This window comes from Kitasatospora purpeofusca (assembly GCF_042691725.1).
GTDB lineage: Bacteria > Actinomycetota > Actinomycetes > Streptomycetales > Streptomycetaceae > Kitasatospora > Kitasatospora purpeofusca_B.
Genome location: NZ_CP170483.1, coordinates 1,903,082 through 1,926,559, shown reverse-complemented (window position 1 = coordinate 1,926,559; position 23,478 = coordinate 1,903,082). Strand labels below are relative to the sequence as shown.

At 76.5% G+C, this 23,478-nt stretch carries 7 protein-coding genes; all 7 read left to right on the top strand.

Annotated elements, in window-relative coordinates; translation table 11 throughout:
• Positions 1–34 precede the first annotated feature (34 nt).
• A complete protein-coding gene (locus ACFCLZ_RS07630; protein ID WP_380284007.1) occupies positions 35–4,507 on the top strand; it encodes an amino acid adenylation domain-containing protein in 4,473 nt (1,490 codons plus the stop codon).
• Between the two features lie 132 nt (positions 4,508–4,639).
• Positions 4,640–6,457, top strand: coding sequence for a non-ribosomal peptide synthetase (locus ACFCLZ_RS07625; protein ID WP_380284006.1), 1,818 nt, complete (start codon positions 4,640–4,642; stop codon positions 6,455–6,457).
• On the top strand, positions 6,454–7,452 hold the full coding sequence (locus ACFCLZ_RS07620; protein ID WP_380284005.1) for a thioesterase II family protein: 999 nt from the start codon (positions 6,454–6,456) through the stop codon (positions 7,450–7,452). The genes ACFCLZ_RS07625 and ACFCLZ_RS07620 overlap by 4 nt, the downstream gene beginning before the upstream one ends.
• Positions 7,446–8,630 (top strand): cytochrome P450, encoded by a 1,185-nt coding sequence (locus ACFCLZ_RS07615; RefSeq protein WP_380284004.1) that lies wholly within the window; start codon positions 7,446–7,448, stop codon positions 8,628–8,630. Before ACFCLZ_RS07620 ends, ACFCLZ_RS07615 begins: the two co-directional genes overlap by 7 nt.
• A gap of 181 nt (positions 8,631–8,811) precedes the next feature.
• Entirely contained in the window at positions 8,812–9,024 is a 213-nt protein-coding gene (locus ACFCLZ_RS07610; RefSeq protein WP_380284003.1) for an MbtH family protein, read from the top strand.
• A gap of 8 nt (positions 9,025–9,032) precedes the next feature.
• A complete protein-coding gene (locus tag ACFCLZ_RS07605; RefSeq protein WP_380286104.1) occupies positions 9,033–10,031 on the top strand; it encodes a TauD/TfdA family dioxygenase in 999 nt (332 codons plus the stop codon).
• A gap of 42 nt (positions 10,032–10,073) precedes the next feature.
• Positions 10,074–23,474 carry an amino acid adenylation domain-containing protein gene (locus tag ACFCLZ_RS07600; RefSeq protein ID WP_380284002.1) on the top strand — a complete coding sequence of 4,467 codons (13,401 nt, stop codon included), beginning with the start codon at positions 10,074–10,076 and terminating at the stop codon, positions 23,472–23,474.
• Positions 23,475–23,478 lie beyond the last annotated feature (4 nt).

Genomic DNA, 23,478 nt, shown 5'->3' with positions numbered 1-23,478 from the left:
TCCCGACCCCAGCCGGACAGGAAGGAACGACGCCGTGAGCCCGTCCGCCGACCCCGTGGCCGAGCCGGCCCGCACCGCGCCCGTCTCGGGCCTCCAGCGCGGCCTGTGGTTCCTCGACCACCTGAACCCCGGGACCGTCACCTACACCACCCCCTGGACGTACGAGGTCACCGGTCCGCTCGACCTCGGCCTGCTGGCCCGCGCCCTGGACGCCGTCACCGCCCGGCACCAGGCCCTGCGCACCACCTTCGCGCTGCACCCCGACGGCCCCCACCAGCACGTCCACGACGCCCTCGCCGTGCCGCTCGCCGTCACCGACCTGCGCGGCCTCCCGGAGGGCGAACGGGACGGCAGGGCCGAGGAGTTGATCGCCGAACGGGCCGCCGAGCCGTTCGACCTCGCCACCGGCCCACTGCTGCGCGCCGAGGCGATCCGGCTCGCCGAGGAGCGCACCACCCTGCTGTTCGTCGTCCACCACATCATCTGGGACGGCTGGTCGGCCGAGCTCTTCGAGCGCGAACTCACCGAGCACTACCGGGCCTTCGCCGAGCGGCGGACGCCGGACCTGCCCGCCCTCACCACCCAGTACGCCGACTGGGCCGAGGAGGAGCGGCTCACCTCCTACGAGGAGCACCTCGCCTACTGGAAGGACCGCCTCGACGGCGCCCCCGCCCTGCTCGACCTGCCCGGCGACCGCCCGCGCCCCGCCGAGCGCGGCGAGCGCGGCGCCACCGAGCACTTCGGCCTCGCCCCCGGCACCGCCGCCCGCGTCCGGGCCCTCGCCGAGCAGGAGGGCGCCACCCCGTTCACCGTCCAGCTCGCCGCCTTCGCCCTGCTGCTGAACCGCTGGACCGGCGCCGACGACCTGCTCGTCGGCACCCCGGTCACCACCCGCAACCGCCCGGAACTCGCCGACCTGCTCGGCTACTTCGTCAACCTGCTGCCGCTGCGCATCCGGCTCTCGCCGGGCGCGACCTTCCGCGGGCTGGTCGCCGACCTCCAGGACGGCGCCTTCGACGCCTTCGGCTACCTCGACCTGCCGTTCGACCAGCTGGTCGACCACCTCGGCACCGCCCGCACCCCGCAGCACCCGCCGCTGGTCCAGGTGGTGTTCGGCGCCCACGGCGAGGACCGCGCCCCGCTCGCCCTCGGCCCGGCCACCGCCCGGCGCGCCGTCCGCTCCAACGGCACCAGCAAGTTCGACCTGACCTGGTCCGTCTTCGAACCGGCCGAGGGCGCCGACGGGGACGCCGGGCTGCGCGGCGAGGCGGAGTACAGCACCGAGCTCTTCGACCCCGGCACCGTCCGCCGCCTCGCCGCCGACTACGCGGCCCTGCTGGACGCCGCCCTCGCCGACCCGGACGCCACCGTGCGCCGGCTCACCGCCGCCCCCGCGGCCGGGCGACAGCCCGGCCCGGCCCGGCTCGACGAGGGCCACTGCCTGCACCACCTCTTCGAGCGGGCCGCCGACGCGTACGGCGACCGGCCGGCCGTCAGCGACGGGAAGGAGACCCTCGACTACGCCGAACTCGACCGCCGCGCCAACCGCTTGGCGCACACCCTGCGCGCCCGCGGGGTGCGCCCCGGCGACCGGGTCGGCCTGCTGCTGGAACGCACCGCCGCCGTCCCGGTCGCCGTCCTCGCCGTCCTCAAGGCGGGCGCCGCCTACGTGCCGGTCGACCTCGCCGCCCCCGCCGACCGGGCCGCCCTGGTCTTCGGCGACACCGCCGTCACCGCCGTGCTCACCGACCGCCCCGACCGCGCCCCCGCCGGCCCCTGGCAGACCCTCGACCTGAGCGCCCGGTCCGCCGAGATCGCCGCCCACCCCGACACCCGCCCGCCCGCCGCCGGCCGCCCCGGCGACCTCGCCTACCTCATCTTCACCTCCGGCTCCACCGGCCGCCCCAAGGGCGTGGCCGTCGCCCACGAGCACGTCAGCCGGCTGCTCGACTCCGGCCGCGAGCACTTCGGCTTCGGCCCCGACACCACCTGGACGCTCTTCCACAGCTACGCCTTCGACTGGACCGTCTGGGAACTGTGGGGCGCGCTGCTGCACGGCGCCCGGCTGATCGTCGTGCCCTACCTGACCAGCCGCTCGCCCGAGGAGTTCGCCGAACTGCTCGACGAACAGCGGGTCACCCACCTGTGCCTCACCCCGTCCGCGCTGCGGCAGCTCGAACCGGCCCTGCGCCGCCGCCCCCGCGAACTGCCCGCGCTGCGCTGGATCATGCTCGGCGGCGAGGCCCTGGACCCGGGCGTCGTCCAGCGCTGGCACGAGCTCGACCCGCTGCCGCCCGCCCGGCTGTGCAACCTCTACGGGATCACCGAGACCACCGTGCACGTCACGATCCACGACGTCGCCGAGGGCGGTGCGGGCTTCGAGCGCAGCCTCGTCGGCGAGCCGATGCCGCACCTCACCGCGGCCGTCCTGGACGACTGGCTTCGCCCCTGCCCGCCCGGCGTCCCCGGCGAGCTGTACATCGGCGGCGGCAGCCTGGCCCACGGCTACTGGGGGCGCCCCGGCCTCACCGCCGGCCGCTTCGTCGCCGACCCCGCCGGCCCGCCCGGCGCCCGGCTCTACCGCACCGGCGACGTCGCCAGGCGGCTGCCGGACGGCGGCCTGGAGTACGTCGGCCGCGCCGACTTCCAGGTCAAGCTGCGCGGCTTCCGGATCGAGCTCGGCGAGATCGAGAACGCCCTCGCCGCCCACCCGGACGTCGACGCCTGCGTGGTGACCGTGCACGACGACCGGCTCGCCGCGTACGTCACCGGCCGCGCCCCCGAGGACCTGCGCGGCTTCCTGGGCCGCTCGCTGCCGCAGTACATGGTCCCGGCGAGCGTCACCGTGCTGGACGCGCTGCCGCTCACCGTCAACGGCAAGGTCGACCGGGCCGCGCTGCCCGCCCCCGGGCGCGCCGCCCCCGAACGGGCCGGGTGGCACGTCGAGCCGCGCTCCCCCGAGGAGGAGCTGTTCGCCGCCGTCTGGACGGAGGTGCTCGGGGTGGCCGGGATCGGCGTCCACGACGACTTCTTCCACCTCGGCGGCGACTCCATCCGGGCCGTCCAGCTGGCCGGCGCCCTGCACGACCGCGGCTGGCAGCTCTCGCTGCGGGACGTCTTCAACGCGCCGACCGTCGCCGCCCTGCTGCCGCTGGCCCGGCCCGTCGAGGCCGACCCCGGCGCCGACCGGCCGTTCGCCCTGATCGACGAGGACGACCGCGCCGAGCTGCCGCCCGGGATCGTCGACGCCTACCCGATGGTCTCCATGCAGCTGTCGATGGTCTTCCACATGGAGGTCGCCGGCGGCACCGACAGCTACCACAACGTCAACTCCTACCGGTTCGGCGGCGCGCTGGACGAGACCGCGCTGCGCCGCTCCGTCAACGAGGCGATGGCCCGGCACGCCGTGCTGCGCACCGGACTCGACCTCTCCGGCTACGGCGAACCGCTCCAGCTGGTGCACGGCACGCTGCCCGCCCCGGTCGAGTTCGCCGACCTGCGCGGGCGCACCGGGCCGGAGCAGGACGCGGCGATCCGCGCCGTCTTCGAGCACCACCGCGACCGGCCGTTCGACCTCACCGCGCCCCCGCTGTTCCGGATCACCGTGCAGCGCCTCGCCGCCGACGCCTTCCAGCTCACCGTCTCCGAGCACCACGCGATCCTCGACGGCTGGAGCTTCACCTCGCTGCTCACCGAGATCCTCGAACGGCACGCCGTGCTCGCCGCAGACCCGGTCTCCGCGCCCACCCCGCCGCCGCGCACCGCCTTCCGCGACTTCGTGGCCGTCGAACGGTCCGCTGCCGCGGACCCGGACTCGCTCGCCTACTGGCACCAGCGGCTCGACGGCGCCACCGGCCAGCTCTGGCCGGGCAGCGAGGACGTCCACGAGCTGCCGCGCACCGTCGAACGGGTGCTGCCGGACGCCCCCGGGCAGCTTCGGGCCGTCGCCGACGCACTCGGCGTCCCGGTGAAGTCCGTCGCGCTCGCCGCCCATCTGCACGCCCTCGCGCACATCACCGGACGGCGGCGGGTCACCACCGGGCTGGCGATGAACGGCCGGCTGGAGCGGCTCGGCGGCACCGAGGTGTACGGGCTCTTCCTCAACACCGTCCCGCTGGTCGCCGAACCGGGGGAGGACCTGGCGGCGCTGGTGCGGCACGTGCACCGCGAGGAACTGGACATGATGCCGCACCGCCGGGTGCCGTTCGCCCGGCTGGCCCGGATGATGGCCGACACCGCGCTCGACAGCCAGTTCGGCTACCTGCGCTTCCACGCCCTGGGCCGGCTCAGCGCGGCCCGCATCGAGGACGGCCGGATCGGCACCGAGCCCACCTACCGGCACGAGCCGAACAGCTTCACCTTCGGCGCCTCGCTGATCCAGGACCCGGTCACCCAGCGGGTGCTGCTGGCCGTGGACCACCAGCGGGCGCTGGTCGACGACGCCACGGCGGAGGAGTTCATGGACACCTACGCGGCGGCCCTGGCCCGCCTGGCCGCCGGGGTCTGACGGGGCGCGCCGGGCCCGATCGCGGGCAGCCTTCCGGGCCCGGCCCCCGTCGACGACCCCCACCCGACTTCGAGCACCACCGTTCCACCCCCACCCTTCCCCGCCCCGCCCTCGACCGAGGAGTACCCCGTCATGACCACCTTCGCGGAGCCGGCCGTCCTCGCCCCCTCCACCGCCCCGTCCACTGCCGCCACCGCCGCCACGGACCTGCTGACCCGGCTGCGCGCCGCCGTCGCCGCCGACCCGGACCGCCCCGCCGTGCACGCCGCCGACGGCAGCCTCGACTTCGCCGCCCTGGACCGCCGCACCGCCGCCCTGGCCGCCGCCCTGCGCGCCGCCGGCGTCGGGCGCGGCGACCGGGTCGGCGTCCACCTCGCCCGCACCCTGGACCTGCCGGTCGCGCTGCTCGCCGTCTGGCGGGCCGGCGCCGCGTACGTCCCGCTGGATCCGGCCTACCCGGCCGAGCGGATCGCCTTCATGGCCGCCGACGCCCGGCTGACGGCCGTGGTCAGCGCCGACGCGGCGCCGCCCGTCCCGGCCGGCGTCGCCGTGCTCCGCCCGGACGCCGAGGCGCCCACCGCGGCCGACCCGGGCGCCCCGCACCCGCTGGACCCGGCCTACGTCATCTACACCTCCGGCTCCACCGGCCGCCCCAAGGGCGTCGAGGTGCCGCACGGCGCCGTCGCCGACCTCGCCGCCGGCCTGGAGGGGATCGGCGCCTACCGGCCCGAGCCGTCCGTCGTCGCCTGGAACGCCAGCGTCTCCTTCGACGCCTCCGTCCAGCAGTGGATCCGGATCTGCCGCGGCGACACCCTGGTCGTCGTCGACGACGCCCGGCGCGCCGACCCGGCCCGGCTGGCCGCGCTGCTCGCCGAGCACGCCGTCACCGACCTCGACCTGACGCCGTCGCACTGGCAGCTGCTCCGCGAGCCGCTGCTCGGGGGCGACGCGGCGGTCCCGCGCCTGTTCATGGGCGGCGAGCCCGTCCCCGAGCGCACCTGGCGCGAGCTGGCCGAGGGCGGCATCGAGGCGTTCAACCTGTACGGGCCGACCGAGTGCACCGTCGACGCGATCGCCGCCCGGATCACCGGCCCCGGCCCGCACCTGGGCGAGCCGCTGCCCGGCGTCCGGGTGCGGCTGCTGGACGAGCGGCTGGCGCCGGTCACCGAGCCCGGCGCGGTCGGCGAACTCTATCTGGGCGGGCCCGGTCTGGCGCACGGCTACGCCGGGCAGCCGGGGTTGACCGCCGGGCGCTTCGTCGCGGACCCGGCCGCCCCCGGCGCGCGCATGTACCGCACCGGCGACCAGGCCCGCCGCTCCGCCGAGGGCCTGCTGGAGTACGTCGGCCGGGTGGACCGCCAGGTCAAGGTGCGCGGCTTCCGAATCGAGCTCGGCGAGGTCGAGCACGCGGTGGCGGCGCTGGACGGCGTCACCGCCGCCGCCGTCACCGTGCACGAGCCCGCGCCCGGGGACACCCGGCTGGCCGCCTACGTCACCGGCCCCGCGGCCAGCCCCGCGGACCTGCTGGCCGAACTGCGCCGCACCCTGCCCGCCCACCTGGTGCCGGGCACGGTGACCGTGCTGGACGCGCTGCCGCTCACCCCGAACGGCAAGGTCGACCACCGCGCCCTGCCCGCACCCGCCGCCGAGGCGGCGCCGTCCGGCGCGGGCGGGGGAGTGGCGGAGCAGGTCGCCGAGGTGTGGCGCACCGTGCTCGGCGTCCCCGAGGTGCTGCCCACCGACGACTTCCTCACCCTCGGCGGCCACTCGCTCGCCGCGCTGCGCGTCGTGCACCTGCTGCGCCGCAGGCTCAACGTCGAACTCCAGCTGCGCCACCTGCTGGACGCCGCCGACCTGGCCGCCTTCACCGAGGCCGTGCGGCGCGCCGCCGACGCCGGCCCGGCCGCCGCCCGCCCGGCCCTCACCGCCCGCCGCCCGGCCGTCCGATGAGCACCGCCACCCCTTCGACCCCCGCCCCACCCGACCGCCGGCGCCGCCCGGCAGCCGCCCGGGACCAGGCGTCGCCGACCGAGGGCGACGGGATCTCGCATCCCCCCACCGCGGTCCGCCCGCCGATCACCGCCCGGCCGCGCCCGGACGCCGGCGCCGTCCCGTACCGCCCGGCCCTGCCACCGGCCCGGGCCGTGCCCGCCACGCGGCCCCGCGCCGAGGGTGAATGGTTCCTCCTCCCCGCCCCCCAATCCGCGAGCCCCGTAAGGCTGTTCTGCTTCCCGCACGCCGGCGGCGACGCCACCGCCTTCACCCCGCTGGCCCGGGCCCTCGCCCCCGCCGCCGAGGTCTGGGCGCTGCGCCCGCCGGCCCGCGGCGGCCGCAGCCGCGACCCGATGCCCGCCGACTTCGCCGCCCTGGTCGAGGTCGTCACCGCGGCCCTCGCCCCGCACCTCGGCCCCGGCCGGCGGGCCGCCTTCTACGGGCAGAGCTTCGGCGCCCTGCTCGCCTACGAGGTGGCCCGGGCGCTGCCCGCCGACCGCCGCCCCGAGCTGGTGGTGGTGGCCGGGGCGCCCAGCCCGGCCGAGTGGACCGAACGCGAGACCAAGGACCTCGACGCCGCCGAACTCCTGCGCCTGACCGGTCTGGAGGAGCTGGTCCGGGCCGATCCGGAGCTGGTCGAGCTGGCCCTCGGCGGCATCCGCACCGACCTCGCGGTGAGCGCCACCTACCGGTACCGGCCGCACGCGCCGATCGGCTCCGCGCTCTACGCGCTGGCCGGCGCCGACGACCCGATGCTCGCCGGCACCGGCCTCACCGGCTGGGCCGCCCACACCCGGGGCGCCTTCGGCCACCGCGTCCTGCCCGGCGGGCACCTGCTCGCCACCGTCGACCGGCCCGGCCCGGTCGACCTCCTGACCTCCCTCCTGAACCCCCTCCCGGCCGGCCGTCGCCCGGCCGACCCGACCGCCACCGAGGAGCAGCAGCCATGGTGACCACCACCTCCGTCGACCTCACCGACCCCGCGCTGTGGGCCCGCCCCGACACCCCGGAGCTGGTCGCCGAACTGCGCGCCGAGGCGCCCGTCCACCGCACCGACACCGTCGACGACGGGCCGATCTGGTCGGTGATGACCTACCGCGAGTCCGCCGACGTGCTGCGCAACGCGGCCGTGTTCAGCTCGGAGTCCGGCTCGCTGCTGGGCGCGGGCGTCGGCAACGTGCCGGTCGGCTCGGGCCGGATGATGGCCCTCACCGACCCGCCTCGGCACCGCGAACTGCGGGCCCCCGCAAACCCGTTCTTCTCCAAGGGCGGGGTGCGCGGCGCCTCCCGCTCGATCGCCGACCGGGCCGCCGAGCTCTTCGACCGGGCCGTCGAGCAGGGCGAGGCGGACCTCGTCGACGTGGTGTCCGCGCTGCCGCTGGCCGTCATGTGCGACCTGCTGGACGTCCCGGAGCAGGACCGCGACATGATGGTCCGGGTCTGCGACGTGGCGTTCCTCGGCGCCACCCCGGAGGAACGCCGGGCCGGGCACCAGCAGTTGATCCCCTACCTGCTGCACCAGGTGATGCTGCGCCGCACCGATCCGCGCGACGACCTCATCTCGATGATGGCCACCTACAAGGTGAACGGCCGGCTGCTGCCGGTCGAGGACGTCGTGCTCAACCTGGACAACATCGTGGTCGGCGGCGTCCAGACGGTCCGCCACACCGCCGCGATGGGGCTGCACACCCTGGTCAACCGGCCGGACCTGTGGCGGCGGCTGCAGCGCGGCGAGGTGTCCATGGACTCCGCGGTGGACGAGCTGCTGCGCTGGACCTCGGTCGGGCTGCACACGCTGCGCACCGCCACCCGGGACATCGAGCTGGCCGGGCGGCAGATCCGCCGCGGCGACCGGGTCGCCGTCTGGGTGTGGTCGGCCAACCGCGACCCGGAGGCCTTCGAGGCGCCCGAGGAGATCCGCCTCGACCGCTCGCCCAACAAGCACCTGGCACTCGGCCTGGGCGCCCACTACTGCATCGGCGCGCCGCTGGCGAAGACCGAGCTGAGCGCGCTGTTCACGGCGGCGCTGGAGAAGGCGTCGGCGATCGAGCCGGCCGGTCCGGCGGAGTACAACCGCTCGATCATCAACTTCGGCCTGGACCGCTTCCCGGTCCGGCTCACCCCCCGCTGAGCGCCGTAGCGCACCACCCCGCACAGCACCCCCCGTTCGACCCCCGCGCCGAGGCCCGCGCAGGAGGACGGCAGTCCCGGAACTGCCGCTCTCCTGCCGGGCCTCGTGCCGCTTCCGGCCCCGCCGCGCCCCTACCTTCGAATCACCGCACCGCGACCACCACCTCACCGAGGAGACCACCGTGAGCAACCCGTTCGAGGACGACAACGCCGGCTACCTCGTCCTGGTCAACGACGAGAACCAGCACTCGCTCTGGCCGGTCTGGATCGACGTGCCGGCCGGCTGGAGCACCGTCCACGGCGAGGCCCCCCGCCAGGAGTGCCTGGACTGGATCGAGGCCAACTGGACCGACATCCGCCCGGCCTCGCTGGTCGCCGGCCTCGACCGCCGGTGAGCGCCGCCATGGTCACCTGGGAGCTGAACCCCGGCCGTCCGGCCCTGGCCCACGTGCCGGCCGTCGCCGACCTCGCCGAGGGCACCGCCTGGCTGCGCGCGCACGAGGCCGAGCTGACCGCCGCGCTGCACGAGCACGGCACGATCTTCCTGCGCGGCCTGCCGGTCGCCGCCACCGAGGACGTCGCCGCCGTGCGCGACGTGCTGATCCCCGAGCCCACCCCGTACCGGGAGAAGGCCACCCCGCGCAGCGACTTCGGCAACGGCGTCTTCTCGTCGACCGACCTGGCGGCGGCCCTGCCGATCCGGATGCACAACGAGAACAGCTACACCCTGACCTTCCCCGGCCGGCTGCTGTTCGCCTGCCTGGTCGCCCCGGAGACCGGCGGCGCCACCCCGACCGCCGACGTCCGCAAGGTCCTCGCCGCCCTTCCGCCGCACCTGGCCGAGCGCGGCCGGACCTCCGGCTGGACGCTGAACCGCAGCTACTCGGAGTACGTCTCGCTGCCGTGGCGGACCGCCTTCGCCACCGAGGAGCCCGCCGAGGTCGAGCGGTACTGCCGGGAGAACGGCATCACCTGGGAGTGGCTGGAGGACGGCACCCTGCGCACCAGCCAGCTGCGGCCGGCCACCATCCACCACCCGCACACCGGTGAGGAGGCCTGGTTCAACCACCTGGCCTTCTGGAACGAGTGGTCGCTCGACCCGGACATCCGGGAGGCCATGGTCGAGGAGTTCGGCCCGGACGGCCTGCCGTTCAACACCGGCTTCGGCGACGGCGAGCCGTTCACCCGCGAGGACGCCGACGCGCTGAACGCCGCCTACGAGGCGGCGACCGTCCGGGAGGCCTGGCAGGTCGGTGACGTGATGCTGGTCGACAACGTGCTCTGCGCGCACGGCCGCGACCCGTACCGCGGCGACCGGAAGATCGCCGTCGCGATGGGCCGCCCGGTCGACGTCCTCGACTGCCGCCCCTCGGTCCTGCCGACCACCGCCGTCGCCGCGTGACGGCGCCCCCCACCCGCCCGTGACGTGAGCAGAGGAAGCACCGTGATCCCGGTTTCGTACGCACAACAGCGTCTGTGGCTGATCGACCAGATCGAAGGGCCGACCGCGCTCTACAACCTGCCGTTCGCGGTCCGCCTGCGCGGCCCGCTCGACACCGCCGCGCTGCGTGCCGCGACGGCGGACGTGGTCGCCCGGCACGAGGCCCTGCGCACGGTGTTCCCGGTGGACGACGAGGGCGTGCCGGTGCAGCACATCCTGCCGTCGGCGCAGGCGTCGATCGCCTTCGCGACGGTGGAGTGCGCACCGGCCGGCTATCCGGCCCTGCGGGACGCGGAAGCCGCCCACACCTTCGACCTGAGCGCCGAACTCCCCATCCGGGTCACGGTCTTCTCGCTCACCCCGACCGACGGGGACACCCCCGAGCACGTGCTGCTCGTGGTGCTCCACCACATCGCCGGCGACGGCTGGTCGCTCGGCCCGCTGCTGCGCGACCTCGCCGCCGCCTACACCGCCCGGCTCTCGGCCGGCGAGCCGCAGTGGGAGCCGCTGCCGGTCCAGTACGCCGACTACGCCCTGTGGCAGCGCGAACTGCTCGGCGAGGAGTCCGACCCGTACAGCCTGATGAGTCGTCAACTCGACCACTGGAGAGGAGTTCTGTCCGGCCTGCCGGAGGAGCTGGAGCTGCCGGCGGACCGCCCCCGGCCGCCCGTGCCGACCGGCGCCGCCGACGCCGTCCCGTTCACCTTCGCCCCCGAACTGCACGCCGCGCTGGCCGAACTGGCCCGCGCCCGGCGCGCCACCCTGTTCGCCGTGCTCCAGGCGGGCCTCGCCGCGCTGTTCACCCGGCTCGGCGCCGGCACCGACATCCCGCTCGGCACCGGGGTGGCCGGCCGCTCCGACGAGGCGCTGAGCGATCTGGTCGGCTTCTTCGTCAACACCCTGGTGCTGCGCACCGACACGTCCGGCGACCCCTCCTTCGCCGAACTCCTCGGCCGCGTCCGGGAGTCCCAGCTGGACGCCTTCGCGCACCAGGACGTGCCGTTCGAGCGGCTGGTCGAGGAGGTCAACCCGGCCCGCGCGCTCGGCCGCCACCCGCTGTTCCAGACCCTGCTGGTGCTCCAGAACCACGAGGAGGGCGAACTCGGCCTGCCCGGGCTGGAGTCGGCGCCCGAGCCGCTCGGCCTGCGGGTCGCCAAGTTCGACCTCAACATCGGCGTCACCGAGCGGCACGGCCCGGACGGCGCCCCGGCCGGCCTGGAGGGCTCGGTCGAGTACGCGGCCGACCTGTACGACCGCGCCACCGTCACCGCCCTGGTCGAACGCCTCGGCCGGCTGCTCGCCGCCGCGGCCGCCGACCCGCAGGCGCCGATCGCCACCCTGGACATCCTCGCCCCCGAGGAGCGCGCCCGCCTCGCCGAGGACTGGAACGCCACCGCCGCGCCGGTCCGCACCGGCTCGCTGCCCGCCCTGTTCGCGGCCCAGGCCGCCCGCACCCCGGACGCGGTCGCCCTCGCCCACGACGGCGGCGCCGTCACGTACGCCGAGCTCGACACCCGCGCCAACCGGCTCGCCCACCACCTGATCGCCGCGGGCGTCGGCCCCGAGTCGCCGGTCGCGCTGCTGATGGAGCGCTCGGTGGACCTGGTGGTCGCCACCCTCGCCGTGCTCAAGGCCGGCGGCTGCTACGTGCCGATGCACGCGAGCCTGCCGCCCGAGCGGATGGCGGCGCTGCTCGCCGACACCGCCGCGCCCGTGCTGCTCACCGACCGCGCCGAGCCCGGCTTCGCCCACGACGCCGTCGTGGTCCGCCCCGGCGACGAGGCGGGGGCGCCCGGCCACGACCCGGCGCCGCCCGTCCACCCGGACCGGCTGGCCTACGTGATGTTCACCTCCGGCTCCACCGGCACCCCCAAGGGCGTCGCGGTGCGCCACCGCGACGTCGTCGACCTCGCCGACGACCGCCGCTGGCGCGACGGCCGGCACGAGCGGATCCTGCTGCACTCCCCGCACGCCTTCGACGCCGCCACCTACGAGCTGTGGGCGCCGCTGCTGCACGGCGGCACGGTCGTCGTCGCCCCGCCCGGCACCCTGGACGCCGCCGCCCTGCACGCCGTGGCCACCCGGCACGGCGTCACCGCGGTCTTCCTCACCAAGGCGCTGTTCGACCTGGTCGCCGAGCAGGCCCCGGAGACCTTCCGGGCCCTGCGGACGGTCTGCACCGGCGGCGAGGCCGCCTCCGGCACCCTGATGCGCCGGGTCCTCGACCACTGCCCGGACCTGCTGCTCGCCCACGTCTACGGGCCCACCGAGGCCACCACCTTCGCCACCCACCACCACCTGCTGCCCGCCGACCTGGACGGCGCCCGGGCGCCGATCGGCCTGCCGCTGGACAACATGCGCGCCCACGTCCTGGACGCCCGCCTCCAGCCGGTGCCGCCCGGGGTGCCCGGCGAGCTGTACATCGCCGGGGCGGGCCTGGCCCGCGGCTACTGGCGCCGGGCCGCGCTGAGCGCCGAGCGGTTCGTCGCCGACCCGCACGACAAGGGCGGCCGGATGTACCGCACCGGCGACCTGGTGCGCCGCCGGCCCGACGGCGCGATCGAGTTCCTCGGCCGGATCGACGGCCAGGTCAAGCTGCGCGGCTTCCGGATCGAGCTCGGCGAGATCGAGGCCGTGCTCTCCCGCCACCCCGCCGTCCGCCAGGTCATCGTCGTCCCCCGCGAGGACCGCCCCGGGGACACCCGGCTGGTCGGCTACTGCGCCGTCCTCGACGCCGACGCCGACGCCGCCGACGCCGCCAACGCCGAACTCGCCGCCGAACTCAAGCGGTTCGCCGCCGGGACGCTGCCCGGCTACATGGTCCCGTCCGCCGTCGTGGTGCTGCCCGCCCTGCCGCTGAACGCCAACGGCAAGGTCGACCGCCGCGCCCTGCCCGCCCCCGACCTCGGCGCCGACACCGAGGGCCGCGCCCCGCGCGACGAGCGCGAGCAGGCCCTGTGCACGCTGTTCGGCGAGATCCTCGGCATCGACGGCATCACCATCGACGACGACTTCTTCGCCCTCGGCGGCCACTCCCTGCTCGCCACCCGCCTGGTCGGCCGGGTGCGCGCCGAACTCGGCGCCGAACTCGCCATCGGCGACCTCTTCCAGGCCCCGACCGTCGCCGCCCTCGCCGCCCGGACGGCCGGCGCCCCGGCCCGCCCCGCGCTGCGCCCCGAACCGCGCCCCGAGCACCTGCCGCTCTCCTTCGCCCAGCGCCGCCTCTGGTTCCTCGGCAAGGCCGAGGGCCCCGGCGCCACCTACAACGTCACCCTCGCGCTGCGGCTGACCGGCCCGCTCGACACCGCCGCCCTCGAAGCCGCGCTCGGCGACGTCGCCGCCCGCCACGAGTCCCTGCGCACCGTCTTCACCGAGCACGACGGCGTGCCCCACCAGCGGGTGCTGGCCGCGCCGCCCGCCCCGCTGCTCACCGTCACCGACCGCCCCGCGCAGGCGCTCGTCCACCACACCTTCGACCTGGCGGCGGACCTCCCGCTGCACGCCTACCTGCGCCCCGAGGGCCCCGAGGAGCACGTCCTCACCCTGGTGCTGCACCACATCGCCGGCGACGGCTGGTCGCTGCGCCCGCTGTTCCGCGACCTCGCCGAGGCCTACACCGCCCGCCGCGCCGGCGCCGCGCCGCAGTGGCGGCCGCTGCCCGTCCAGTACGCCGACTACACCCTCTGGCAGCACCGGCTGCTCGGCGCGGACACCGACCCGCAGTCGCTGCTCGGCGGTCAGCTCGCCCACTGGCGCGAGGCGCTGGCCGGCCTGCCCGACGAGCTGCCGCTGCCGCTGGACCACCCGCGCCCGCCGGTGCCCACCCACCGCGGCGACGTCGTCGAGCTGGAACTCGACGCCGCCCTGCACGCCCGGCTCGCCGCCCTGGCCACCGAGCACGGCGCCACCCTGTTCATGGTCCTCCAGGCCGCCTACGCCGCCCTGCTGCACCGCTTCGGCGCCGGGGACGACCTGCCGATCGGCACCCCGCTGGCCGGGCGCCTGGACACCGCCCTCGACGAGCTGGTCGGCTTCTTCGCCAACACCCTGGTGCTGCGCACCGACCTGAGCGGCGCGCCCACCTTCGCCGAGCTGCTGGGCCGGGTCCGGGAGGCCGACCTGGCCGCCTACGCCCACCAGGACGTGCCGTTCGAGCGCCTGGTCGAGGAGCTGAACCCGGCCCGCACCCTGGCCCGGCACCCGCTGTTCCAGGTGATGATCGCCTTCGACAACACCGCCGGCGGCGGCCCCGCCTTCCCCGGCACCCGCGCCGCCTACGAGCCGCTCGGCCTGCCCACCACCGCCTTCGACCTCACCCTCAACCTCTCCGAGCGCCACCACCCGGACGGCAGCCCGGCCGGGCTCTGCGGCGGCCTGGAGTTCGCCGTCGACCTGTTCGAGCGGGCCACCGCCGAGCGGCTGGCCGCCGCCCTCGTCCGGCTGCTCGCCCAGGCCGCCGAGCAGCCGCACCGCCCCGTCGCCGAGCTGGACGTGCTCGGCGCGGCCGGGCACGCGGCGCTCGCCCGCTGGCACGACACCGCCCGCCCCGGCGGCGAGGTCCTCGTCCCCGCCGCGTTCGCCGCGCAGGCCGCCGCCACTCCGGAGGCCACCGCGCTGACCTTCGGCGAGGAACAACTGAGCTACGCCGAACTCGACGCCCGGGCCAACCGCCTCGCGCACGGCCTGGCCGCCGCCGGGGTCGGCCCCGAGTCGCTGGTCGCGCTCGCCCTGCCCCGCTCGGCCGAGTCGGTCGTCGCCGTGCTGGCCGTGCTCAAGGCCGGCGCCGCCTTCCTGCCGCTGGACGCCGAGTACCCGCGCGACCGGCTCGCCCACATGCTGGCCGACGCCCGCCCGGCCGCTGTGCTCAGCACGGACGCCTGGCCGCTGCCCGAGGTCCTCGACGGCCTGACCGTACTGCCCGCCCGCGCCGCCGCGTGGGCCGGGCTGCCCGCCGACGCCCCGGCCGTGCGGATCGGCCCCGAGAACGCCGCCTACGTCATCTACACCTCCGGCTCCACCGGCCGCCCCAAGGGCGTCGTGGTCCGCCACGGCGGCCTCGCCAACCTGCTCGGCTTCCACCGCACCGGCACCGTCGCCGCCGCCGAACAGGCCCACCCCGGGCGGCGGTTCACCTTCGCCCAGACCGGCTCGCTGTCCTTCGACACCGCCCTGGAGTCCTTCCTCTGGATGGTCGCCGGCCATGAGCTCCACCTCGTCGACGACGACCTGCGCCGCGACGCCGCCGCCCTGGTGCGCCACCTCGCCCGCACCGGCGCCGACGTCCTCGACATCACCCCGGGCCACGCCGAGCGGCTGATCGAGGAGGGCCTGCTGACCAGCTGCCCGCCCGCCCTGCTGATGGTCGGCGGCGAGGCCCTCGGCCAGCAGCTGTGGGCCGCCCTCGACGCCGCGCCCGACACCGTCGTCCTCAACATGTACGGGCCCACCGAGTGCACCGTCGACGCCCTGCACCACCGTCTCGACGGCACCGCCGCCCGCCCGCTGATCGGCCGCCCGCTGCCCAACCTGCGCGCCCACCTGCTGGACGCGCGGCTGCGCCCGGTGCCCGTCGGCGTGCCCGGCGAGCTGTACCTGAGCGGCGCCGGCCTGGCCCGCGGCTACCTCGGCCGCCCGGCGCTGACCGCCGAGCGCTTCGTCGCCGACCCGACCGCGGCCGGCGGCCGGATGTACCGCACCGGCGACCTCGCCCGGCGCCGCCCCGACGGCTCGGTGGAGTTCCTCGGCCGCACCGACCACCAGGTCAAGGTCCGGGGCTTTCGGATCGAACCCGGCGAGATCGAGGCCGTGCTGGCCGGCCACCCGCAGGTGCGGCAGGCCGCCGTGCTGCCGCACCGGGACGGCACGGCCGGCACCCGGCTGGTCGCCTACCTGGCCACCGACGCCGACCCGGCGGACCTGCGCGCCCACGCGGCCGCCGCGCTGCCCGACCACATGGTCCCGGCCGCCTTCGTCACCCTGGAGGCGCTGCCGCTCAACGTCAACGGCAAGCTCGACCGGGCCGCCCTGCCCGCCCCCGACTTCACCGCGACCGCCGGCGGCCGGGCCCCCCGTACGGCCCGCGAGGAGATCCTCTGCGGCCTGTTCGCCGAGGTCCTCGGCCTGGACGGCGCCGTCTCGATCGACGACGACTTCTTCGCCCTCGGCGGCCACTCGCTGCTCGCCACCAGGCTGCTCAGCCGGGTCCGCGCCACCCTCGGCGCCGAGGTCGGCATCCGGGACGTCTTCGAGGCCCCGACCGTCGCCGGCCTCGTCGAGCGCCTCGACGGCGCCGAGGCCCGGCCCGCGCTCACCGCCGGCCCGCGCCCCGAGCGGCTGCCGCTCTCCTTCGCCCAGCAGCGGCTCTGGCTGATCGACCGGATGGAGGGCCCCAGCGCGCTCTACAACATGCCGCTCGCGCTGCGCCTCACCGGCGAGCTCGACCGCGCCGCGCTCACCGCCGCGCTCGGCGACCTGGCCGGGCGGCACGAGAGCCTGCGCACCGTCATCGCCGAGCACGACGGCGAGCCCCACCAGCGGATCCTCGCCGACGCCGCGGTCCCCGTCGAACTCCTCGACTGCGCACCGGAGTCCGTCGACGCCGAGGTGGACCGGGCCGCCCGCCGCCCCTTCGACCTGGCCGCCGAGCCGCCCGTCCGGGCCACCCTGCTCCGGGTCGCCGAGGACGAGCACGTCCTGGTCGTAGCCCTGCACCACATCGCCGGGGACGGCTGGTCGATGGGCCCGCTGCTGCGCGACCTCGCCGAGGCCTACACGCTGCGCCTCGGCGGCGAGCGGCCGGTGTCCGGGCCGCCGGCCGTCCAGTACGCCGACTACGCGCTCTGGCAGCGCGGGCTGCTCGGCGACGAGGCCGACCCGCAGAGCCTGCTCGCCCGCCAACTCGCCTACTGGCGCGACACCCTGGCCGATCTGCCGGAGGAGATCGCGCTGCCCGCGGACCGCCCGCGCGGCGCCCGCGCCGACCACCGCGGCGAGCGCGTCGCCCTGCCGATCGACGCCGGGCTGCACCGCGCGCTCCTCGCGCTCTCCCGCGAGCACCGGGTCACCCTCTTCATGACCTGCCAGGCCGCGCTCGCCGCGCTGCTCACCCGGCTGGGCGCGGGCACCGACGTGCCGATCGGCTCGGTGGTCGCCGGCCGCTCGGACGAGGCGCTGGACGATCTGGTCGGCTTCTTCGTCAACACCCTGGTGCTGCGCACCGACACCTCCGGTGACCCGAGCTTCGCCGAACTCCTCGGCCGGGTACGGGAGACCGGCCTCGGCGCCTACGCCCACCAGGACGTGCCGTTCGAGCGCCTGGTCGAGGAGCTCAACCCGGCCCGCTCGCTGGCCCGCCACCCGCTGTTCCAGGTCGCGCTGGTCCTCCAGTCCAACGGCGAGGGCGCGTTGGAGCTGCCCGGCCTGGCCGTCGAGGCGCTGCCCTCGGACACCGGTGTCGCCAAGTTCGACCTGAACGTCACCCTGGAGGAGTTCTTCGGCCCCGACGGCGCGCCCGCCGGCATGGACTGCGCGCTCGACTACGCCACCGACCTGTTCGACCGGGAGACCGCGGAGGCGATCGCCGCCCGCTTCGGCCGCCTGCTGGCCGCCGTCGCGGCGCAGCCCGGCCGGCCGATCGGCCGGGCCGACCTGCTGGACGAGGGCGAGCGCGCCGAACTCCTCGGCGGCCAACGCCCGTTGCCCGCCCGCCTGCCGCTCGTCCCGGCCGCCTTCGCCGAGCGGGTCGCGGCCGCCCCGGACCTCACCGCCCTGGTCCACGGCGCCACCCGGCTCAGCTACGCCGAACTGGACGCCCGCGCCAACCGGCTCGCCCACGGCCTGCTGGCCGCCGGCATCGGCCCCGAGTCCGTGGTCGCGCTCGCGCTGCCCCGCTCGGTGGAGACGGTGGTCTCCCAACTCGCCGTGCTCAAGGCCGGCGCCGCCTTCCTGCCGCTGGACGCCGAGTACCCGCTGGAGCGCACCGCCCACATGCTGGCCGACGCCCGCCCGGCCGCCGTGCTCAGCACGGACGCCTGGCCACTGCCCGAGGCGCTGGACGGCCTGAGCGTGCTGCCCGCCGACGCCGGGGCCTGGGCCGGGCTGCCCGCCGAGGAGCCGGCCGTCCGCATCGACCCGGCCCACGCCGCCTACGTGATCTACACCTCCGGCTCCACCGGGCGCCCCAAGGGCGTGCTGGTCAGCCACGGGTCGATCGCGGGCCTGCTGGCCGCCCACCGGGCGGAGACCTTCGGCGAGCCCGAGCGCGTCCACGGCCGGCTGCGGGCCGCGCTGACCGCCTCGCTCTGCTTCGACGCCTCCTGGAACAGCCTGCTGTGGATGGTCGCCGGCCATGAGCTCCACCTGATCGGCGACGAGCTGCGCCGCGACCCGGCCGCGCTCGTCCGACACCTGCACACCACCGGTATCGACGCCCTCAACCTCACCCCGACCTACGCCGAACAGCTCATCGCCGAAGGCCTGTTGGAGGGCGAGGACGCCCCGCGCGTGGTGCTGCTCGGCGGCGAGCCGATCGGCCAGGCGCTGTGGACCCGGCTGCGCGAGGCGGCCCCGCGCACCACCGGCCACAACCTCTACGGCCCCACCGAGGCCACCGTCGACACCCTGCTCCAGTCCTACGCCGACTCCGAGCGCCCCTCCATGGGCCACACCGTGCTCGGCACCCGCGCCTACGTGCTGGACGAACACCTGGCCCCCGTCCCGACCGGCGTCCCCGGCGAGCTGTACCTGGCCGGTCACAGCCTGGCCCGCGGCTACCTCGGCCGCCCGGCGCTGACCGCCGAGCGCTTCGTCGCCGACCCGTTCACGCCCGGTGCCCGGATGTACCGCACCGGCGATCTGGTCCGGCGCACCCGCGACGGCGGCCTCGACTACCTCGGCCGCACCGACCACCAGGTCAAGGTCCGGGGCTTTCGGATCGAACTCGGCGAGATCGAGCAGGTGCTGGCCCGCCACGAGGCCGTCCGGCAGGCCGTGGTCACCCTGCACGAGAGCGCCGACGGGGACCGCCGGCTGGTCGCCCACTGCGCCACCGCCGCCGATCCGACCCCCGAACTCGCCCTGGAACTACGCCGGTTCGCCGCCGAGACGCTGCCCGGCTACATGGTCCCGGCCGCCGTCGTCCCGCTCGCCGCGCTGCCGCTGACCGGCAGCGGCAAGGTCGACCGGCGCGCCCTGCCCGCCCCCGACTTCACCCTCTTCGCCGGCGGCCGGGCGGCCCGCACCGCCCGCGAGGAACTGCTCTGCGGACTGTTCGGCGAGGTCCTCGGCCTCGACCGGGTCTCCATCGACGACGACTTCTTCGCGCTCGGCGGCCACTCGCTGCTCGCCATGAAGCTGGCCGGCCGGGTCCGCTCGGTGCTGGGCGCCGAACTCGGCATCCGGGACGTCTTCGAGGCCCCGACCGTCGCCGGCCTCGCCCAGCGCCTGGACGGCGGCGCCGAGGCCCGGCTCGCCCTCACCGCGGGACCGCGCCCCGAGCGGCTGCCGCTCTCCTTCGCCCAGCGGCGGCTCTGGCTGATCGACCGGATGGAGGGCCCCAGCGCCCTCTACAACCTGCCGCTCGCCCTGCGCGTCGGCGGCCCGCTCGACCCCGCCGTGCTGGCCGCCGCGCTCGGCGACCTGGTCGCGCGGCACGAGAGCCTGCGCACCGTGATCGCCGAGCAGGACGGCGAGCCCCACCAGCGGATCCTCCCGGCCGACGAGGCCCGCGTCCCGCTCGACCACCGCACCACGGCGCCGGCCGACCCGGCGGGCGCGGTCGCCGCCTGCGCGGCCGTCCCCTTCGACCTCTCCGCCGACCTGCCGATCCGCGCCCACCTCCTCCCGGCGGGCGACGGCACCGACGACCAGCTGCTGGTCCTCGTGCTGCACCACATCGCCGGGGACGGCTGGTCGATGGACCCGCTGCTGCGCGACCTCGCCGCCGCCTACGCCGCCCGCCGCGACGGCACCGCGCCCACCTGGCGCCGGCTGCCCGTCCAGTACGCCGACTACGCCCTGTGGCAGCGCGAGCTGCTCGGCGACGAGGCCGACCCGCAGAGCCCGGCCGCCCGCCAACTCGCCTTCTGGCGCGACACCCTGGCCGGCCTGCCGGAGGAGATCGCGCTGCCCGTCGACCGGCCCCGGCGCGCCGACAGCGGCCACCGCGGCGAGCGCGTCGTCCTGCCGCTCGGCGTCGGCCTGCACCGCGACCTCGTCCGGCTCTCCCGCGAGCACCGGGTGACGATGTTCATGACCCTGCAGGCCGGGCTCGCCGCGCTGCTCACCCGGCTGGGAGCCGGCACCGACGTGCCGATCGGCTCGGTGGTCGCCGGCCGCTCGGACGAGGCGCTGGACGACCTGGTCGGCTTCTTCGTCAACACCCTGGTGCTGCGCACCGACACCTCCGGTGACCCGAGCTTCGCCGACCTGCTCGCCCGCGTCCGGGAGAGCCAGCTCGACGCCCACGCCCACCAGGACGTGCCGTTCGAGCGCCTGGTCGAGGAGCTCAACCCGGTCCGCTCGCTGGCCCGCCACCCGCTCTTCCAGGTGATGCTGCTGCTCCAGGGCGGCACCCCGGGGGCCGCCGGGCCCGGCGATGCACCGCTCGACCTGGCCGGGCTGCCGGCCGCCGTCGAGCCGGTCGGCGGGTACGCCGCCAAGTTCGACCTCTCGATCGGCATGGGCGAGTCCTTCGACGCGGACGGCACGCCCGCCGGGCTGGAGTGCGCGATCGACTACGCCACCGACCTGTTCGACCGGGAGACCGTCGAGGCGATCGCCGCCCGCTTCGGCCGCCTGCTGGCCGCCGTCGCGGCGCAGCCCGGCCGGCCGATCGGCCGCGCCGACCTGCTGGCCGAGGGCGAGCGGGCCGAACTCCTCGCCCCCGCCGCCCCGCTGCCCGCCGAGGTGCCGATGCTTCCGGCGGCCTTCGCCGCGCAGGCGGCCCGCACCCCGGAGGCGACCGCCCTGGTCTTCGGCGCCACCCGGCTCGACTACGCCGAACTGGACGCCCGCGCAGGCCACCTCGCCGCCCGGCTGCGCGCGGCCGGCGCCGGACCGGACACGGTGGTCGCCCTCGCCCTGCCGCGCTCGGCCGAGACGGTGGTCGCCCTGCTCGCCGTGCTCAAGGCCGGCGCCGCCTCGCTGCCGCTGGACGCCGAGTACCCGGCCGAGCGGACGGCGGCGATGCTCGCCGACGCCGCGCCCGCGCTGGTCGTCACCGGCGACGGCTGGCCCCTGCCGGAGCTGCTCGCCGGCCTGCCCACCCTGCCGGTGCACTCCGACGAGCCGGTCGCTCCGGCTCCCGCTGCTCCCGCCCCCGACCCGGCCCACGCCGCCTACGTGATCTACACCTCCGGCTCCACCGGGCGCCCCAAGGGCGTGGTGGTGACCCACGGGTCGATCGCCGCCCTGCTGGCCCACCACCGGGCCGTGACCTTCGGCGAGCCCGAGCGGGCCCACGGCCGGCTGCGTGCCGCGCTGACCGCCTCGCTCTGCTTCGACGCCTCCTGGGACAGCCTGCTGTGGATGGTCGCCGGCCATGAGCTCCACCTGATCGGCGACGAGCTGCGCCGCGACGCCGCCGCACTCGTCCGGCACCTGCACACCACCGGCATCGACGCCGTCGGCCTCACCCCCGGCTACGCCGAACAGCTGGTCGCCGAAGGCCTGCTGGAGGGCGAGGCCGCCCCGCGGGTGGTGCTGCTCGGCGGCGAGGCCGTCGGCCAGGCGCTGTGGACCCGGCTGCGCGAGGCGGCCCCGCGCACCACCGCCCGCAACCTCTACGGTCCGACCGAGTCCACCGTCGACGCCCTCACCCACCCCTTCACCGCCACCGACCGCCCGTCGCTGGGCCGGACCGTGCTCGGCACCCGCGGCTACGTGCTGGACGAGCACCTGGCCCCGGTCCCGCCCGGTGTCCCCGGCGAGCTGTACCTGGCCGGCGCGGGCCTGGCCCGCGGCTACCTCGGCCGCCCGGCGCTGACCGCCGAGCGCTTCGTCGCCGACCCGTTCACGCCCGGCGCCCGGATGTACCGCACCGGCGACCTGGTCCGGCGCACCCGCGACGGCGGCCTCGACTACCTCGGCCGCACCGACCACCAGGTGAAGATCCGGGGCTTTCGGATCGAACTCGGCGAGATCGAGCACGTGCTCACCCGCCACCCCCGCGTCCGGGCCGCCACCGTGACGGCCCGCGAGGACGGCGCCGGCGGCCCCCGCCTGGTCGCCTACACCGTCCCCGAGGGCGCCACCGCGCCCGACCCGGCCGAGCTGCGCGCCTTCGTCGCCGAGTCGCTGCCCGGCTACATGGTCCCGGCCGCCGTCGTCACGCTCGACGCCTTCCCGCTGACCGGCAGCGGCAAGGTCGACCGGCGCGCCCTGCCCGCCCCCGACCTCACCGCTTCGCCCACCGGCCGGGCGCCCCGCACCCCGGGCGAGGAACTGCTCTGCGCGCTCTTCGCGGACGTCCTCGGCGTCACCGGCGTCACCATCGACGACGGCTTCTTCGACCTCGGCGGCCACTCCCTGCTCGCCATGAAGCTGCTCGCCCGGATCCGCACCGCCCTCGGCGCCGACCTCGGTATGCGGGCCGTGTTCGAGGCCCCGACCCCGGCCGGGCTGGCCCGCCGGCTGGAGGGCACCGCGGGGGAGCGGTCCGACGCCCTGGACGTGCTGCTCCCGCTGCGCGCCCAGGGCACCAAGGCCCCGCTGTTCTGCGTCCACCCCGCCGCCGGCATCAGCTGGGTCTACTCGGGCCTGCTGCGCCACCTCGACCCGGAGCGCCCGGTCCACGGCCTCCAGGCCCGCGGCCTGCGCGGCGGCTCCGCGGCCTCGGTCACCGAGATCGCCGAGGACTACGTCCGGGAGATCCGCGCCGTCCGCCCGCAGGGCCCCTACCACCTGCTCGGCTGGTCCTTCGGCGCGGTGGTCGCCCAGGAGATGGCCGTCCAGCTCCAGGCGGCGGGCCAGGAGGTCGCCCTGCTGGCCCTGCTCGACGGCCTGCCGGCCGACCACACCGCCGCCCGCCGGCCCGCCCCGCCGACCGACGACCCCGTGGAGACGCTGGCCGCACTGCTCGCCTCGCTCGGCTACGACCCGGCCGACGGGCGCGGCCGGGCCGAGCTCACCGCCCTGCTCGGCGAGGCCGCCGGCGTCCTGCCCGACGTCTTCGACCTGCACCGCAAGCTGATGGCCGAACACGTGCCGGGCCACTACCGGGGCGGCGCCGTCTTCGTCGGCGCCACCGCCGACAAGCCCGCCGACTGGCCGTACGAGGCGGCCTGGGCCCCGTACCTCGGCGGTCCCGTCACCGCCCACCGGATCGACTGCGCGCACGGCGCCCTGACCCAGCCCGCGCCCCTCGCACGGATCGCCGCCGTGCTGGCCGACACGCTTGGAGACTGACCCG